Source organism: Snodgrassella sp. B3088, from assembly GCF_026535815.1.
GTDB lineage: Bacteria > Pseudomonadota > Gammaproteobacteria > Burkholderiales > Neisseriaceae > Snodgrassella > Snodgrassella alvi_E.
This window is the reverse complement of sequence record NZ_JAFNPG010000037.1, coordinates 61,435-78,316: the sequence shown is the minus strand read 5'-3', so window position 1 is coordinate 78,316 and position 16,882 is coordinate 61,435. Positions and strand designations below refer to the sequence as shown.

The following is a 16,882-nucleotide window of genomic DNA, read 5'->3' as shown; positions in this document are numbered from 1 at the left end:
CCTACATCCACCCTGTCAACTACTTCCTCCGCTTATTTTTATCCAATACACCAAACCACTGTTCTAATAAGATTTATTTTTACCGCTTTCGCCCCGATATTGGTCTTCTTTCAGTCATTTAACTCAATACCTTTGTGATTTGACTGTTGTAGTGCTTTGACTTTTCTTTTTTCTGTTTATGGCTTTTAGAAACGGCAATTACTATTTTTGTCCGTTAAATTAAGCCTGCTAAAGTATATTCCTTACTAGGCTTTTTATAAGTTGATGCTTTTTCACCAGCAATTCGTCTGATGGTTATGCACGCGTGTTTTGCATTTGCTCAAGCATATGCACTATTTCATCTAGTTACCTGCAAATTAAATTAGGTCGAAGGTACAGTGATAATACTGACGATATGGTCGCGCTCTGTCAGTAGTCTATTATGTATTGTTTTTATTATGACAAAATTGTGGATGTGTTTTTTGATTTTGCCGCTTGAGAGTAGTTTTGAACGTGGTAAACAAATTGTACAAAACATAAAGCATATTATTTCTCATAAGTTGCATCCTATGAAAGTACAATCAATTGTTGAGAATAGGAGTATTACGCGAAAAGATATTTATCCTGTGCGTAAGCATGTTACTGGAATGAGATATTCTGATTCTCTTTTAAAAAAATTGAGAAAAATATTAAAAATAATAAAGTAAGGCAGCAAATTTTGGTAGTGTGAATATACCGCAGGCTGTATTTCCTGCTGTTCTGGATATTAGCTGTTTTTATTTGTAGGCTGTTTATTAATTTTAAGGGGGAACAGAGAATGTTCTATTTATCTGATGCTGAACTGGACAGGCTGTTAGTGGACGATGTTGCATATGGTGATTTAACGACACGGGCTTTGGGTGTGGGTGACCGTTTAGGACAGATGACGTTTTGTCGGCAGATGGCCGGTCGGGTAAGTGGTGTGGCTGTGGCTGTAAGGTTGTTGCAAAAGCTGGCTCTGGATGTGGCGGCTCATGTGAAAGATGGGGAAGATGTGGCTGCAGGTACTGTATTAGTGACGGCTTCCGGCGCAGCAGAAAAGCTGCATTTGGGCTGGAAAGTGGTACAAAATGTGCTGGAATGGTGTGGCGGTGTGGCGCAATATATGGCGCAGATGGTGACCACGGCTCAGACTATTAATCCACTGGTACAGATTGCCTGTACGCGCAAAAGTATTCCCGGCACTAAGACGCTGGCAATTGTGGCGGTGATTGATGGTGGGGGGATTTTACATCGTGCAGGTACGGCTGAATCGGTGTTGTTATTTGCCAATCATCGCCGTTTTTATGCAGAACCCGATAACTGGGATGCTATGGTGACTAAACTCCGGCGGTCTGCGCCGGAAAAGAAGATTATTGTTGAAGCAGATAATATTGAAGAGGCTGTGGCTGCTTTAAATGTACAGCCTGATATTGTGCAATTGGATAAGTTTTCACCGGAACAATTTGCTTTGGTAATGCAGCAAGCTCAATCGCTGGCACCGAGGTGTTTGCTATCAGCAGCAGGAGGAATTACGTTAATGAATGTGGCGGATTATATGCGTGCTGGCGCGCTATTATTGGTAACTTCTGCGCCCTATTGTGCGCCACCGATAGATATTAAGGTACGTTTACAACCTATTTGAGTTGAATTTCAGTCGAAGTTATGGCTCAAGGGTTGGTTCTGTAATATCGACCCCGCTTATGCAATGCTTTGCTTGTTTTTGTATTTTATTTGGTTTAACGATGGCTAAGATGGTGTGTTTTGGTGATGTCAGCTTAGCCATCGTTTTTTATCTACCGTATAAGCCTGAAGACTGGTTATTTATCCAGCCCTTGCTGCACCATATGTGCTGCTCGGATTACGGCTTTAGCTTTATTCTGAGTTTCTTGCCATTCCAGTTCTTCATCAGAGTCAAATACGATGCCGCCCCCGCTTTGTACAAAAAGAGTGTTATTTCTGATAACTCCGGTACGGATGGCGATACATAAATCCATGTCACCAGAAAAACTTAGATAGCCGGCTGCGCCACCATAGATACCACGTTTATTTGGTTCTAGCTCTTCGATAATTTCCAGAGCACGCACTTTGGGTGCTCCTGATAGTGTTCCGGCTGGAAAAGTTGCGGCGAGTACATCTAGATTGGAAATGCCATCCTGTAACACACCCTCAACGTTGGAAACCAGGTGCATGACATGAGAATAACGCTCAATAACCATTTTATCGGTCACTTTTACTTGTCCTGTTTTGCTGATGCGCCCGACGTCATTGCGACCAAGATCAATTAGCATAACATGCTCAGCTACTTCTTTAGGGTCGTGGCTCAGTTCCTGTGCCAGCGCCTGATCTTCTTCCGGTGTTTTTCCACGAGGCCGAGTACCGGCAATGGGACGTACGATAACGTTGTTCTGTTCTCGCCGCACCAGAATTTCCGGTGAAGAACCAACCACATGAAAATCGTCAAAATGGTAATAAAATAAATAAGGTGAAGGATTTAAGGTGCGTAAAGCACGATAGAGACTGAGTGGATTGTCATGAAAAGGCATACTTAGGCGCTGGCTAGGCACGACTTGCATGCAATCACCATCAAGAATGTATTCCCGTACTTGCTTAACATAATTTTTGTACTGCTCAGCACCGGTTTCTGGTACAGCTTCTGTACGCTTGCTACCAAGAGAAAGGGGTAATTGTACGCTTTGACGCAGAGCGGTACGGAGTTCCTCAAGCCGTGACTTTGCCTGTTGATAACCGTCTTTTTTGCTGGTATCTGCATAAACAATCAGGTAGATTTTACCGGATAGATTATCTACTACGGCCAGCTCTAAGGAAAGTAATAAAAATATATCTGGTGTCCCTATGGGGTTAGGTTTATCTGCTTGTTTTAGACGGTGAGCAATCTGCTCGAAATGGTATATTGTTTCGTAACCAAAATAGCCAACTAGTCCTCCGGTAAAGCGAGGCAAATTCGGAATAGCAGGTGTTTTATAACGGGACTGAAATTGGTTGATAAAAGGCAGTGGATTACCCTGATATGTCTCAACTAGCTGCGCTTGCTGATATACATTGGTGGTTTGCCCAGATATTTTCAAATAGGTATCACAGGGTAGACCTATAAAAGAATAACGTCCAAACCGCTCGCCGTTTACTACAGATTCGAGCAGGTAGCTGAATGGTTTGTTTGCTAATTTAAGATAGAGCGATAAGGGGGTATCCATGTCGGCTAACACTTCCTGCACTAAAGGGATATGCGTATAGCCGGCTGCAGTCTGTTGCTGGTATTCAGCTAGGGTAATCATGATATTTATTTGGTCTGTGTATTGATATGCTTGCTCAGAATAATGATGCTTTTAAACTATTGTTTTTTACTGATTCATATCATAGCGTAATTCATAATGAAAAGCATTTTTTACGCAGGCTTTTTTGTTATGACATGCACGTAGGAGAGATGACTTAATATACTGTTATTTGGAGTGAAATCAGACTTGTCAATAAAAAAGCTGCCGTTTGATGGGCAGCTTTTTTGCTGGTTTACTCGTCAACTGGTGCTTCACCGTCAGTTTCGTCCAGTTGCCCTTCGGTATTCTGCGCAGTGATACCGACTTTGTTGCGAATTTTAAGATTGATTTCATTGGCAATTTCTGGGTTGTCTTTAAGCCACTGGCGTACATTATCTTTACCCTGACCAATTTTGCTGCCATTGTAGCTGTACCAAGCACCAGCTTTTTCAACGATACCCAGTTTAACACCAATATCTATCAGTTCTCCCTCCCAGCTTACGCCTTCGCCATATAAAATATCAAATTCGGCTTGCTTAAACGGTGGAGCAACTTTGTTTTTAATCACTTTCACGCGTGTTTCGTTACCAATGACGTCATCCCCTTTTTTAATCTGGCCGATTTTGCGGATGTCTAATCGTACGGATGAGTAAAATTTAAGTGCATTACCGCCAGTCGTGGTTTCAGGGTTTCCAAACATTACGCCGATTTTCATGCGAATCTGGTTGATAAAGATAACCAGTGTGTTGGTTTTTTTAATGTTACCAGTTAATTTGCGTAAGGCCTGACTCATCAGACGAGCCTGTAAACCAACATGGCTGTCACCCATTTCGCCTTCGATTTCAGCTTTAGGTACCAGTGCAGCGACGGAGTCAACGACAACCATATCTACACCACCACTGCGTACCAGCATGTCACAGATCTCCAGAGCCTGTTCACCGGTATCCGGTTGGGAAACCAATAATTCTTCAACTTTTACACCTAGTTTACGTGCATAGATGGGGTCAAAGGCATTTTCGGCATCGATAAAGGCGCAGGTACCTCCACCTTTCTGACATTGAGCAATGGCTTCTAGACAGAGTGTGGTTTTACCGGATGATTCTGGACCGTAGATTTCTACAATACGACCTCTGGGTAGGCCACCTACGCCCAAAGCCAAATCTAGTCCAAGTGAACCGGTAGAAATGACTTCAAGGTTTTCATCAGTATGGCTGCCATCCATTTTCATGATGGAACCTTTACCAAAACTTCTTTCTATTTGGGCTAGGGCCGCAGCCAGTGCTTTGCTTTTTTCATCTGACATGATGTTGTGCTCGCCTGTTTATAATTGATTAAATAAATCAATTATCGCATAAGGTTCTGGTCAGGTGTTTAGCAAAAGTTTAGTTATGCTATGTATTTGAATTTTACAGTTTTGTTATTGTCTGCTGTGAGTGGAAATGTCCGACTGCTGCCTGTTTTCCACTTATGAAGTTATTTCCTCAGAATAATTTTTTACGAATTTTTATTGATTGCAGACGGTTGTCAGTCAAGTTTATAAGAGGTTGATAAAGATGATACACTATTGTCTTACTTTAGTAACTTTGTTGTTGCTATGACTTTTACATGATGGCCGGATAGCGGTTGTTAGGTTGTCTTTCACAATGCTGACATTTGTTCAGTAATTAGTTCTATCGAATTCGTTACAGTTGCTTGTCATTGCTGGCAGCAGCTGGGGGTTGTCTTATATGAATGCTTTTGCCAATTTGGGCTTATCTCAGGAAATTGTCTCTGCACTTTCTGATCAGGGCTATCAGGAACCTACGCCTATCCAATCTGCCGCTATTCCAAAGGCTTTGGCTGGTGCGGATTTACTTGCGGCAGCACAAACCGGTACTGGAAAAACCGCAGCATTTATGCTGCCGAGTCTGGAGCGACTAAAGTGTTATGGAAATACCAGTACTTCTCCGGCGATGCATCCGGTACGTATGTTGGTACTGACACCTACGCGTGAACTGGCAGATCAGATTGACCAGAATGTACAGGGGTATCTAAAAAATCTGTCTTTACGCCAGACGGTTTTGTTTGGTGGTATGAATATGGAAATCCAGAAACAGAATTTACGTCAGGGCTGTGAAATTGTCATTGCTACAGTAGGACGTCTGCTGGATCATGTTCAGCAAAAAAATATTCAACTGAACAAGGTGGAAATTGTGGTGTTGGACGAAGCAGACCGTATGCTGGATATGGGGTTTATTGATGATATCCGCAAAATTATGCAGATGCTGCCACCGCAACGGCAAACACTACTGTTTTCAGCTACTTTTGCACCGGCAATTCAGCGGCTGGCACAGGATTTCATGCATCACCCTGAGAAAATTCAGGTAACAGCACAAAATACCACTTCGGCCAATGTGGAGCAACATATCATTGCATTGGATAGTGGACGCAAACGTTCTCTTCTGCAACGGCTGATATGCGACCTGAACATGAATCAGGTAATTGTATTCTGCAACACCAAGCAAAGTGTTGATCAGGTCAATCGCGAATTAAACCGACGGGGTATTACTGCACAGGCAATTCATGGTGATAAATCGCAGCAAACACGTCTGGAAACACTGGCTCAATTTAAGGAAGGCAGTTTACGTGTTCTGGTGGCTACTGATGTGGCGGCTAGAGGACTGGATATTGCCGAACTGCCTTTTGTAATTAATTATGAACTGCCACTGAATGCTGAAGACTATGTACACCGAATAGGACGTACGGGACGTGCCGGCGCAGAAGGCGTGGCCATTTCATTAATGGATGAGCAGGAACAGAAAGTATTCGGTGCGATAAAGGAATTGACCGGAAATGACCTTTTAATAGAGCGGATTGAGGGTTTTGAGCCACGTTGGTGGGAACAGACCCCATCAGAAAATAAGGCTGTACAGACATCCTCCGTGAAAGTGGAAAGTAATAATCACACACCACACCAGCATCAACGCAATAGCAAATTTAATTCAGAAAACAATAATAGAGGATTGGACAATAAGGATGTCAGTGTGACTTGCCAGCAGATTCCTGGCCGAGCACGTCGCTTTAGTCGGCATAATCATCCGCAATGTGCCCTGTTGCAACCTAATTATGGCGCTCGAAAAACGAAAATCCGTATTTAGAGAGAATTTAATTCTTTGATATATTTATTGTTTTAACATCTACTCTATTTGCAAATGAGTAAATTGTGAAAAAATTTGGGAATTAATCCAACTATAGGTATAATGCGCTGCTGTGGCGGGTCTCCTCGCATGGTTATTTAGGACAACGGGTCAGGTGCGGAAGCAAGCAGCCCAGCTTAAAGCGACCAGTGCCGGGGGTCTGGCTCGCCACCCTCATCTCTAATAAATTCTATCTTTTATTTCCTTATTCTCCTTTTCATCAATTGATTATTGTATTTACTCTGCTGCTTTGTTAATCTGCATCAATCTGATTACAACAAGAGTTAACACAATGAATATTCGATACTCTTCCTATTTGTACGCAATAATACTGTCTGTTAGTGGTTTTAATTCCATGGCAGAAGGACTGAATTATGGTGTCGTTGAGTTAACCGCAGATGCGAAACAAGTTGTAGCTCGCGATGAAATGGTGTTGCTACTCAAAATTCAGCAGCAGGGTATAAACAGGCAACAAGTAAGCAGTAACGTTACTAATCAATTGAATCAGGTTTTGGCCATTGCTCGCCGGCATGAGGATTTCAATACCACTCAGCTAACCCGCAGGGTTGAGCCTAGATTTGATTATCAAAAAGATAAGAGAATAGACAATGGCTGGCAGGATTTTGCCCTGATACAAATTAAAAGTACTAATTTATCTGCTCTAAATCGTTTTGCTGCTGAAGTACAGAAAGTGGCAGCGATTGAAGGTATTGATTATCAGGTTGCAGATGCTACTCTGCACAATAATGAAGCAAAATTGACCCAGCAGGCCATTGCCCTTTTTCAGCAGCGAGCCCGACAGATCACTCATGATTTAGGTGGACATGGATACAAAGTAGTGAATATGAGTATAGGCAGCAGCCAGAGCGGTCGAAATTATAACTCTTATGCTAGCCCTATGATGATGAGCCAAGCTAGTAACTCTGCTCCAATTCAGGACGTTGCAGCTGGAGAAACCCAATTAACTCTAAACATTAATGGAAAGATACAGGTGACCGGATTACCCTAATCTCGCTTCAATGCTCTTTTAACTATATCCATGTTATTGACTTTAGTTGAATACGAAAGATAAAAGAAAAGCCAGCTCGAATGAACTGGCTTTTCTTTTAAACTGGCACGCCCACGGGGAATCGAACCCCGGTTACCGCCGTGAAAGGGCGATGTCCTAACCGCTAGACGATGGGCGCGGATTTGGTGCACCCGGAGCGATTCGAACGCCCGACCCTCTGGTTCGTAGCCAGATACTCTATCCAACTGAGCTACGGGTGCGTGAAAGATGTGCAGTATAGGCAACATTGACTCCAGTGTCAATACTAGCGATGCTCAAAAAAAATTAATAATAGGCAATGTATTGTTTTGATGAAAAAGAATTCTTTGATTTAAGGGTGTTGAATACAGGATTAAATATGCATTTTATATAGTTTATTAGCTGTACTTGCATTCATTTTAAGATAAAATACTTATTCTTTATGCGTTATTTGTTTGCGTCATGAATCATGCTGTCAATTATGACGCCGCTGCATTTACGGAGCTGGCAGCGGTTTTGTTCACGCTGCCGTTGCCAGTTGCGATTGTTGATCTGGAAACCACCGGTGGTCACTTTGAAAATGACCGGATTACTGAAATAGCCATTTTGAGGTTTCATGAAGGTTGTATCAGCCGGCATCAGTGGCTAATTAATCCACAGCTGCCTATTAGCGAATTCATTACTCAGTTAACCGGCATCAGTAATGAAATGGTGCAGGATAAGCCAGTTTTTACTGATATTGCCCCAGAATTATTACCCTTATTAAGAGGGCACTTACTGGTCGCTCACAACAGCCGCTTTGATTACACTTTTTTGCGCCATGCCTTTGCCCACTGCCAGATTAACTTTGCTGCCCCTACCCTGGACACTGTGCCTTTTTCACGCAAATTGTATCCGCAATATTTTAAGCATAATCTAGACAGCATTATTGAACGCTTTGCAATTAAGATTGATGCTGCAAAACGCCATCGGGCAATGGGTGATGTCATAGCTCTAGCTGAATTTTTACAATACAGCTTAAAAGAAAAAACCATATCAGTTTGGATGACCCACTGGCAAACATTGATTAAACCTGGTTTTCTGCCTTCATGGCTTCAATCAGAATTACGCCAGCAGTTGTATTCTTTACCAGATTGTGCAGGTCTGATTCTATGGCAGCCAAATCAGCAGGAAAACACCAAAATAAGGTTAGTGGAACGTGCATTTACTGATATGTGCACGCTACTCCAGCATAAAAATACTTTAAAAGATTGGTCGCTAGCTAGAAGCGTAGATTTTATTCCTTCAGTAAGTACATTGCATGCAGTTTGGCTGCAAGGCTATTATTTGTTGCATCATGGATATAGTTGTACGGATGCAAAAAGTGCACCAGCGAAATGGTATACAGTTACTTTTGTTCCAAACTTTCATGGTCAGCTGCAGGCTCGGATTGTTCACCTCAGAGAAGGGATCCTTTCTCAACCACCGTTTGGATTATTTGTTCATCCACGGGCAGCCAAGCGAGCACTGGCAGAATGGGCTCGCCAGTATGATTTGTGTCCGGCGGTGCTGGATATAACGCCACAAAGTCTTGCCCAAGATGAACCCTGCCCTAAACAGGCAGCAGGATTATGTGATGGTAATTGCCGACAGGATGCTGCTACCCAGAAACACAATAAGCTGGTTTTAAAGTATGCGCCGTTATTACCAGTTTGTGACTGGGGCAAATGGCACCAGTTGCAGCTGACTGAAATTGATGCTGTTACCGGTAACAACGTAATCATTGAAGCTCAGGCAGGTTGCATTCGACTGGATGAACAACACTGGTACTTCCATCCTCTGCTACCAAAACTTCTTAAGCAACGGCTGAAAAAACCTACAAATATTAAGTTTATCTGTTAAGGAAATAAAGCAGCAGGTTGTATTTATGAGCTGTCACAACCAGCTGCTTTCAGTAATATGATAATTTTGTATTCAAGATTTGCTTTGCTGTAAGTCTTCGTTTTTAGTTGTCGCTATATTGTCCCGAACGGAATTTTTGGGCTGAGTCAGCTGTTCATGCGTGTGAACAACATTGGGGCCGATGCGATCAGGCACTTGGTCCGGCATTCCATTAATCGGTATAACCGCTGCCTGTGTAATATCAGTATAGGGTAAGGATGATTCTGCATCAGCCGGAGAGTTTTTATTCACCCCTTTACTCATGAAATCCAATGTAATGCTCTTGTCAGCACGTTTGCGCAGCTGCTCCTGTAAGACTTTTTTTTCCATTAATTGCTTCGCATCTGCATTTAATAGCTGTAATACTTTCTGATAACTACAATTCATTTCATCTATAGCATTAGCCGTATCAATAAAATGTTTGTCTACCTGCTGACGATAGTTATCAAAACTGGTTTTCACGGCCTGATAGTGCTGGTGCTGTTTTCCACGGCGCAGAATTAACCACATCAAACCCAATCCAAGCAACAATCCGATTATTGCAGCTAAAGATACATATAACCAAAGCTGACCATTCATACTGTTTTCCTTTTCCAATCAATATCGCTTTTGTTATGTCTAGCGGCTGTGACTATAACAGCCATCGAAGCTATAAAGTAATTTAATTTACGGCTATATGGCTCAAATTTAGTCGTTCTAAACATTTTCAACATTTGTATTTGGTTAAATCATTAGATAGACGCTCAGTAACAACACCACTAAGCTGAACAAAGCTGCAATCAAATCGTCAAGCATAATACCAAAACCACCATGGACACGCTTATCAAACCAGCGAATCGGCCAAGGTTTAACTGCATCAAAAAAGCGAAAAACCGCAAATGCAGCCAACCACCATATCCAGCCAGCTGGTATGCAGAATAAAATCAGTACCATGGCAGCTATTTCATCCCAGACTATGCCACCATAGTCTTGTCGGTGTAATGCTTTTTCAGTGTAATCACAAATAAAAATACCCACCAGAAAAAGAAAGACAGCAAACGCAATGTTGTACCAGAACGAAAAACCGAGCATGAGCCACAATGCAGCCAAGGGCAATGCTGGTAGCGTCCCAAATGTACCAGGTGCTTTAGGTGCCAGACCGCTACCAAAGCCAAAGCCCAGCCAACACACTGGATGCTTACATAACCAGTGCCATGTCGGGGTAACCAAAGATGTAGTCGTTTCTGAATTAGCCAAAATGATCAAATCCCTGATGCTGTAGCTGAATCACATTGCCAGCATGATTAATTAATTGCAGCTCACGCCCTGCGGTAATGGTACCTATTTTTGTTACTGATGTAGTAGCTCTGTTGGCTGCAGCCATAATTGCCTCACGTTGGCTGGGCGCAGCGGTAAATACCAGCTCATAATCGTCACCACCAGCCAAAAGCCAATGGTATAGCTGAGCCGGAAGAAATGCATCAGATATTCGTAGATCTGGTAATGAAGGAATCAAATCAACATTTATTGTTGCACCAACATTGCTGGCTTTGAGAATATGATTGATATCCTGTGCGAGACCATCAGATATATCCTGTGCCGCATGTGCCAGTGATAAAAGCTCTTTTCCTAATGCAACACGAGGTTCCGGACGCAGTCGTTTAGCTTCACACTGGGCAAATACTGCAGCTGGTAAAGAAGTCTTATGCAAGTACACATCCAGAGCAGCCGCAGCCAAACCCAGCAATCCGGTCACCCAGATATCATCACCCAGTTGTGCTGCATCTCGGCGTAATGCCTGTTGGCGTGGTGTTTCACCAATAATGGTAACATTAAATACCCAATTACCCTTAGTGGTATCTCCTCCTATTAAGGTAACACCAAATTGACGTGCCAGTGCAAACAATGCATCACAAAAAGCGGTTAACCAGTCTTGCTTCAGCTCCGGTAATGCCACGCTTAATAGAGCCCAGCGAGGAGTAGCACCCATAGCAGCCATATCTGAAAAATTGACAGCTAATACCTTATGCGCCAGATCTTCTGGGGCAACATCTGTAAAAAAATGGGTTCCTCCCACAAGCATATCTGTACTGAAATGCAAATCATAGCCACTGCGTGGCCGCACAATGGCCGCATCATCACCAATACCCAACACCAGTTCGTTATCCTGCTGCTGCCGGTAGAGATATTGTTGAATGAAATCAAATTCTGTCACCAAATATCCAATTTTATCTAAAATCTAGGATAATTCTAAAGATTCTTAGCTTATCGTGCCACAAAAGCTTGTATTTAAATATACTGATAATTGTATGAATAACCAAATATGCAATCTTTATTTTTTTATTCCAAAGCTTGATTAATTCCCATATTATTTAAAAAAATGACAATATGGTACTTACAAAGCAAGGAATAATCGCCATCTTCAAATAATAATAACTGAACAATATATAAGCAATTATTCTACAGAAACAAAAATAATTGCTATATTGCCAACATCAAAACCACTAAACCAATGTCATCACGATATTTATTAATCGCGTCGAAAAAGGCTAATCGATACGATTGTGGTATTGTGAAGCCTACATTAACCGGATGACAAAACATTCGCATTTGAATTATTTATCTCCTGTTCAATTTGAAAATAAACTGAAATAATGATTTAACTAAACTGTTTGTTAAAATGATGGCTCATCAAAGGAGAGCGTCACATTTTAGAGGACACTACCACCGCCGTTTGTGATCGAGTATTGAACTATTGTTCAAGCAAATTAGAAAATACCTCAATAAATTAAGGCAATATCACTATTATTTGTCTTTACTCCAATCCAAAAGCACCCGTGCGCACCCGAATACTGTTGGTAATTTCTCGCCAAATCACCATCAATTGCTCTTGCGTATACCCCTGAGTTTCATCTTCGGGAATTTTATAATACATTTTGATTTGCAACTGTGGCGTTTTATAGGTTGGATCGAGCATATTTATACCTAATGTAAACTTATACCACCAGTCATCTGACTCATAACCTGATTCATCCGAAAAAAACTGCCCTTTGGTTAACCACTCTTCTAACAGCAAACCTTGACTTTCGCGCGTGCCCTTATAAATAGTGTGCCCCCGATCATCGGTTACGTAACTTTCGGCTTGATCAAGTAGCTTATAAAAACCTTTATAATTGTTATACGAAATACTAAAATAAAAATTATTGTCCTCATTATACCGATAAGTAACCCCGGTATCTTTCCATTCGCTATCCTCACCTTGCATAAATCCATGTAACAAACAAAAGCCTGGTGTGGTTGGAATACTTAAATCGTCACGTGGCTGAATTCGCTTAAACAGTTGGCGCAGTTCTTGTAATTTTTTTGGGACATCATTTGTATAGAGTTCTGGATATTTCATCCGATTTTCGTCATGTTTTTTATCAGAACCGTTTTGCGCTTTCATCTCTATTTTTAACGTCACTTCGTCTTGCCAGCGGTAACCCTCAAGAATTCTGGCGGAATCATCGGTACCTGGACTCTCCATCCGTTCAAAAATAATCCCTTGCATTTTATCCGGATGATTAGTCTGTACCGGATACACTGCTTTTAAATAGGGGCTATCGGTCGGGTCAATCGTTTTAGTATCTTTTAACGCCTGCTCACGCTGGGCGATCATCTGTTTAAACGGCGGTAAATACTGCTTTTGGGTGTTAATCACAAAATCACCCGTGCCTTTATAATAAAACAGGCTTTCATTATTGACTTTAAATGCCGCAGGAAAATCAATTAAATAAGTGCCAACACAGCGTGTCGGGGAATTGTTTAGTAAAGCATCAACCTGCTGCTGTTCGTTTGCTGATAAAGTCAATTTTTTGATATTTTTGTTAAATGCCTGACAACTGATTAATGTTAACAACAGAGCAATCGTGACGGCTCCCTTTTTTTTTAAGAGGGTTAATGTGTTCATGCTAGAGGCACCTTTTTCATTATGAAGAATATTCTGGTTTATTAACTTCTTTATATAGTTAATTCAAAATATTTTCTTGCATATAAATAGCATTATTTGCTCGAATCTAAATCTTCCACCAGTCCCATATAAAGCGCCCTTCAAAATAATATAAATTATCTCCATGCACATTTAGCTGTTAGCCTGTTTGTGAATTAAGTCTTTTCAATTAATGTACGATAACTGATACACTTTAATACCGCCTAAACAGCAACCAATACAATGGCTGCAACAATAACTTTATCTATCCGTTTAGGTAAAAAATAGAGTTATTTCTTACCAAGAAAAAAGTTTTTTATCTGGCTTCAGCTATTGCGCACATCCGCTAAATTAATCTCCTTTAGCTTTTACTTATACTCTTTTATATTTGCAATTAGCTATGAAAAAGAATTGTTGTGCTAGCTTTACTTTAATTAGGAGTTTTACGCGGAAAATCTATTTGACCGATTATTGGCAGCGGGGAACAGTCACTCATTCTATAGTACAAATGCTTATTGGTTATTAAAATAAATGGCACAAACAAAATGGATTAGAAAATTTTATTAGCGAAAACAATTCTAAGTCATGGCAAAAGCCCGCTCAGCTCTCCTAGAAACCAGTTTACCCTAGGATCAGGGGTCGGGCGTGTTACAGCAAAATAATTTACTATATTAGCAGCCTGCTGGGTCAACAGTGGTATTAATACACCGCTACGTACATAAGACTCCGCTACTTCTTCAGATAACAAGCCAAGATGGCTACCTGCCAGAATAAACATCAGTGTAGCTTGCTGTTTATGAGCCACAGCAGTTGTATTACCTGTCATCAAACTATTACCTTCTTGCTGCCGAGCATAAATACGTTTTACCCATTGATAGTCTTCAGCTAATAAATTTAATGTTAAATCACTCACTTTAGCTGCTGGATGAGATATATGGCAATAAATATACTCACGTTCTTCAAATACCAGTTGATAATGGAGATTCTTTAATAGGCTGTAATAATAACCAACACCAAAATCCATCTGATTATTGGCGATGGCAATCTCAATATCCTGCGGTGCACAAATATCTATTGACAGCCGTAGCTCCGGATAATGCTGATATGCACTGGCAATGACCTTATTAAGGATATTCTGAAAATCTACCGGCAGATATTCCACTAGTCCAATACGCAAAGTACCAGACAACACTGAGCGGTGCCACTTAATGTTCTGTACCTCACGGTGAAATTCACTGGTTGCCTGAAGCAGTAATGTACAAGCTTCATATAACTGATGGCCAGCTTTGGTTAAGGCGAAACCGGAACGCCCACGCCGGCATAGCACCACGCCTAGACTCTCTTCAAGATGCGCCAGATGAGTACTGATGGCTGACTGCGACATATTAAGCCGCTTCTGAGCAGCAGTAACACCCTGACACTCCACAATGGCTACAAATGCCTGTAAAGCCTTTAAATCATGTTTTATCAAGGTGTGTAACATAGTCGCCCATTTGTATAAATTAGTTTAATACCGGTATCAGCACCGTATCATTACAGGCAGCTGATAATACCTGGCTTAATACTGCAAAAAATTCACTGCCATCACGACCAGAAATCCATTGCCCTTCGTGGTAAGCAAAATGATAACCACCGCTTTTTGCAGCAATCCATAATTCTTGAGTAGCCACATGACGATTAACAATAATCTGCTCACCGTTGTCGGACTCAATAGTGAGTACATTACCACCTGCCTCACAATCCAACTCCCACCCACCAGTATCTATACATTCATCAATATAACCAAACAGCTCATCGCTATACTGTAAAAATTCACTTTCGGTCATTTCGCTTACCGTAACTCTACATTTTATTACATTCAAGCTGTTATCTTGCCATATAATATGGCTAAATCCTAGTTTTATCCGTGATGGCAATTTGCCGTACCGGCCATTCAAATCAAAGTGAGCCAGATTAATGCTTCGTTTTTTATTTTTAAGTGTGCTTGCAACCTGTTTTTTGTCTGCTTGTGGCTATAAAGGTGACTTATATCTGCCTAAAGAAGGTGATAAAGCCAAATACGGCGTAATACAAACCGGCTTGACCATCGACCCAATTGACCAGAAAACACTACCTAAACATGACTGATTCTTTCCATTGTGAGCAAATACCCTATTCCGTTTTAGCTGCTGAATACGGTACACCACTGTATGTATACAGCCAGCAAGCCATGACTGCGGCCCTTAATCAATACCAGCAGGCTTTTGCCGCTTTACAGCCCTTAATATGCTATGCAGTTAAGGCTAATAGTAATTTATCTATTTTGCGCTATTTTGCTCGATTAGGTTGTGGCTTTGATATCGTTTCCGGAGGTGAGTTACAGCGCGTTTTAACTGCAGGTGGCGATACCAAAAAAATTATTTTTTCCGGCGTGGGTAAAAGCTGTGCCGAAATAGAATGGGCGCTGAAGCAAAATATTCGCTGCTTTAATGTTGAATCATTGCCGGAACTAGAACGCATCAATACCATTGCAGCCAGACTGGACAAAATTGCCCCGATATCTTTGCGCATCAACCCTGATGTTAACGCGCATACTCATCCGTACATATCTACCGGATTAAAAGCTAATAAATTTGGTATTGCCTATCAAGATGCCATAGCAGCTTACCAACTGGCAGCCACTTTACCGCATCTGCAGATAACTGGAATCGACTGCCACATCGGGTCACAGTTAACGGATTTATCGCCATTAGTTGAAGCACTGGAACGCATGCTGCTGCTGGTTGATAAACTGGCCACATTAAATATTCACCTAGAACATATTGATTTAGGTGGTGGAGTCGGTATTGTTTATCAAAACGAAAATGTGCCGGATTTAGTTGCTTATGCTGCTGCCGTAGAGCGTTTGCTGGCTGGTCGTCATTTGCAGCTAATGCTGGAGCCGGGTCGCAGTCTAATTGGTAATGCCGGTACTTTACTGACTACTGTTGAATACATTAAACAAGGCGAGGAAAAGAATTTCGTTGTCGTCGACGCCGCCATGAATGATTTGATGCGCCCATCGCTGTATCAGGCCTATCACGCCATTGTTAATGCAAGCCAGACATCAGCAGATGAATTAACCGCTGATGTGGTCGGTCCGATCTGTGAATCCGGTGATTTTCTGGCCAAAGACCGCATCATTGCTGCTAAAGCTGGTGATTTACTGCTGATTAAAAGTACAGGTGCCTATGCATCGAGTATGGCCAGTAACTACAATACCCGCTGTCGAGCGGCAGAAGTACTGGTAAATGGAGCAGAATATAAATTAATTCGTCAACGTGAAAACCTCACTGATTTGCTGAATCCTGAAAAAGCCTGTTTGTAAACAACCTGTAACAGTTAAATATCATCGCATAAATCTATTAAACAGCGTATTAGCTCAATCCTTAGGCCAATACGCTATATTTTCTCCGGATAGATAAATTTTCTTATTCATTACTGATATTTGATGTTATTGTATCTGGTTATATCAGCCAGTTAGCGATAATTGTCTAAATAAATCAATTATTATTCTTTAACC

General features: G+C 41.4%; 14 protein-coding genes, 2 tRNA genes, 1 other RNA gene and 1 pseudogene. 8 read left to right on the top strand and 10 right to left on the bottom strand.

The window, feature by feature from the left end:
- The first annotated feature begins 437 nt into the window (after positions 1-437).
- Positions 438-686 carry a hypothetical protein gene (locus J3U75_RS10485; RefSeq protein WP_267392045.1) on the top strand — a complete coding sequence of 83 codons (249 nt, stop codon included), beginning with the start codon at positions 438-440 and terminating at the stop codon, positions 684-686.
- A gap of 110 nt (positions 687-796) precedes the next feature.
- Positions 797-1,642 (top strand): ModD protein, encoded by an 846-nt coding sequence (modD, locus tag J3U75_RS10480; RefSeq protein WP_267392044.1) that lies wholly within the window; start codon positions 797-799, stop codon positions 1,640-1,642.
- A 175-nt stretch (positions 1,643-1,817) separates the two neighbouring features.
- On the opposite strand, the gene trpE is transcribed toward modD, so the two are convergent.
- Positions 1,818-3,293 carry an anthranilate synthase component I gene (gene trpE, locus J3U75_RS10475; protein WP_267392043.1) on the bottom strand — a complete coding sequence of 492 codons (1,476 nt, stop codon included), beginning with the start codon at positions 3,291-3,293 and terminating at the stop codon, positions 1,818-1,820.
- A 232-nt stretch (positions 3,294-3,525) separates the two neighbouring features.
- Positions 3,526-4,575 (bottom strand): recombinase RecA, encoded by a 1,050-nt coding sequence (recA, locus tag J3U75_RS10470; RefSeq protein WP_267392042.1) that lies wholly within the window; start codon positions 4,573-4,575, stop codon positions 3,526-3,528.
- A 424-nt stretch (positions 4,576-4,999) separates the two neighbouring features.
- Between recA and J3U75_RS10465 the strand changes: the two are divergent.
- The 3 genes and pseudogenes from J3U75_RS10465 to J3U75_RS10455 form a co-directional block, all read left to right on the top strand.
- Positions 5,000-6,161: pseudogene (locus J3U75_RS10465) on the top strand (DEAD/DEAH box helicase); the annotation flags it as partial.
- Positions 6,162-6,523: 362 nt separating this feature from the next.
- An RNA gene (gene ffs / locus J3U75_RS10460) (signal recognition particle sRNA small type) lies at positions 6,524-6,621 on the top strand.
- A 119-nt stretch (positions 6,622-6,740) separates the two neighbouring features.
- The gene (locus J3U75_RS10455) at positions 6,741-7,457 is read left to right on the top strand and encodes an SIMPL domain-containing protein (protein WP_267392040.1); all 717 of its coding nucleotides are present in this window, start codon (positions 6,741-6,743) and stop codon (positions 7,455-7,457) included.
- A gap of 103 nt (positions 7,458-7,560) precedes the next feature.
- Here the strand turns inward: J3U75_RS10455 and J3U75_RS10450 are convergent.
- Together J3U75_RS10450 and J3U75_RS10445 are read right to left on the bottom strand one after the other, a co-directional pair.
- Positions 7,561-7,635: transfer RNA gene (locus J3U75_RS10450), tRNA-Glu, on the bottom strand.
- 5 nt (positions 7,636-7,640) lie between these two features.
- Positions 7,641-7,717: transfer RNA gene (locus tag J3U75_RS10445), tRNA-Arg, on the bottom strand.
- Between the two features lie 220 nt (positions 7,718-7,937).
- On the opposite strand from J3U75_RS10445, the gene J3U75_RS10440 reads away from it, so the two are divergent.
- Positions 7,938-9,356 (top strand): 3'-5' exonuclease family protein, encoded by a 1,419-nt coding sequence (locus J3U75_RS10440; protein ID WP_267392038.1) that lies wholly within the window; start codon positions 7,938-7,940, stop codon positions 9,354-9,356.
- A gap of 72 nt (positions 9,357-9,428) precedes the next feature.
- On the opposite strand, the gene J3U75_RS10435 is transcribed toward J3U75_RS10440, so the two are convergent.
- The 6 genes from J3U75_RS10435 to cyaY form a co-directional block, all read right to left on the bottom strand.
- Positions 9,429-9,974, bottom strand: coding sequence for a ZapG family protein (locus tag J3U75_RS10435; protein WP_267392037.1), 546 nt, complete (start codon positions 9,972-9,974; stop codon positions 9,429-9,431).
- Between the two features lie 144 nt (positions 9,975-10,118).
- Positions 10,119-10,640: a phosphatidylglycerophosphatase A gene (locus J3U75_RS10430; RefSeq protein ID WP_416384702.1), complete on the bottom strand. Its 522-nt coding sequence runs from the start codon at positions 10,638-10,640 to the stop codon at positions 10,119-10,121.
- On the bottom strand, positions 10,624-11,589 hold the full coding sequence (gene thiL / locus J3U75_RS10425; RefSeq protein ID WP_267392035.1) for a thiamine-phosphate kinase: 966 nt from the start codon (positions 11,587-11,589) through the stop codon (positions 10,624-10,626). Before thiL ends, J3U75_RS10430 begins: the two co-directional genes overlap by 17 nt.
- 600 nt (positions 11,590-12,189) lie before the next feature.
- The gene (locus J3U75_RS10420) at positions 12,190-13,323 is read right to left on the bottom strand and encodes a T6SS immunity protein Tli4 family protein (RefSeq protein ID WP_267392034.1); all 1,134 of its coding nucleotides are present in this window, start codon (positions 13,321-13,323) and stop codon (positions 12,190-12,192) included.
- Positions 13,324-13,924: 601 nt separating this feature from the next.
- Positions 13,925-14,824, bottom strand: a complete 900-nt coding sequence (locus J3U75_RS10415; protein ID WP_267392033.1) for a LysR family transcriptional regulator — start codon at positions 14,822-14,824, stop codon at positions 13,925-13,927.
- A 19-nt stretch (positions 14,825-14,843) separates the two neighbouring features.
- Entirely contained in the window at positions 14,844-15,167 is a 324-nt protein-coding gene (gene cyaY / locus J3U75_RS10410) for an iron donor protein CyaY (protein WP_267392032.1), read from the bottom strand.
- 130 nt (positions 15,168-15,297) lie between these two features.
- Between cyaY and lptM the strand changes: the two genes are divergently transcribed.
- Positions 15,298-15,468 carry an LPS translocon maturation chaperone LptM gene (lptM, locus tag J3U75_RS10405; RefSeq protein ID WP_100140802.1) on the top strand — a complete coding sequence of 57 codons (171 nt, stop codon included), beginning with the start codon at positions 15,298-15,300 and terminating at the stop codon, positions 15,466-15,468.
- Complete coding sequence (lysA, locus tag J3U75_RS10400; RefSeq protein ID WP_267392031.1) at positions 15,461-16,687, top strand: diaminopimelate decarboxylase; 1,227 nt, start codon at positions 15,461-15,463, stop codon at positions 16,685-16,687. The genes lptM and lysA overlap by 8 nt, the downstream gene beginning before the upstream one ends.
- Positions 16,688-16,882 lie beyond the last annotated feature (195 nt).

Excerpts from the sequence above, each read along its gene's own strand:
- J3U75_RS10415 (WP_267392033.1), bottom strand. The coding sequence starts at position 14,824 with ATGTTACACACCTTGATAAAACATGATTTAAAGGCTTTACAGGCATTT.
- J3U75_RS10455 (WP_267392040.1), top strand. The coding sequence starts at position 6,741 with ATGAATATTCGATACTCTTCCTATTTGTACGCAATAATACTGTCTGTT.
- recA (WP_267392042.1), bottom strand. The coding sequence starts at position 4,575 with ATGTCAGATGAAAAAAGCAAAGCACTGGCTGCGGCCCTAGCCCAAATA.
- J3U75_RS10435 (WP_267392037.1), bottom strand. The coding sequence starts at position 9,974 with ATGAATGGTCAGCTTTGGTTATATGTATCTTTAGCTGCAATAATCGGA.
- J3U75_RS10485 (WP_267392045.1), top strand. The coding sequence starts at position 438 with ATGACAAAATTGTGGATGTGTTTTTTGATTTTGCCGCTTGAGAGTAGT.
- J3U75_RS10440 (WP_267392038.1), top strand. The coding sequence starts at position 7,938 with ATGAATCATGCTGTCAATTATGACGCCGCTGCATTTACGGAGCTGGCA.
- cyaY (WP_267392032.1), bottom strand. The coding sequence starts at position 15,167 with ATGACCGAAAGTGAATTTTTACAGTATAGCGATGAGCTGTTTGGTTAT.
- J3U75_RS10420 (WP_267392034.1), bottom strand. The coding sequence starts at position 13,323 with ATGAACACATTAACCCTCTTAAAAAAAAAGGGAGCCGTCACGATTGCT.
- lptM (WP_100140802.1), top strand. The coding sequence starts at position 15,298 with ATGCTTCGTTTTTTATTTTTAAGTGTGCTTGCAACCTGTTTTTTGTCT.
- lysA (WP_267392031.1), top strand. The coding sequence starts at position 15,461 with ATGACTGATTCTTTCCATTGTGAGCAAATACCCTATTCCGTTTTAGCT.
- modD (WP_267392044.1), top strand. The coding sequence starts at position 797 with ATGTTCTATTTATCTGATGCTGAACTGGACAGGCTGTTAGTGGACGAT.
- trpE (WP_267392043.1), bottom strand. The coding sequence starts at position 3,293 with ATGATTACCCTAGCTGAATACCAGCAACAGACTGCAGCCGGCTATACG.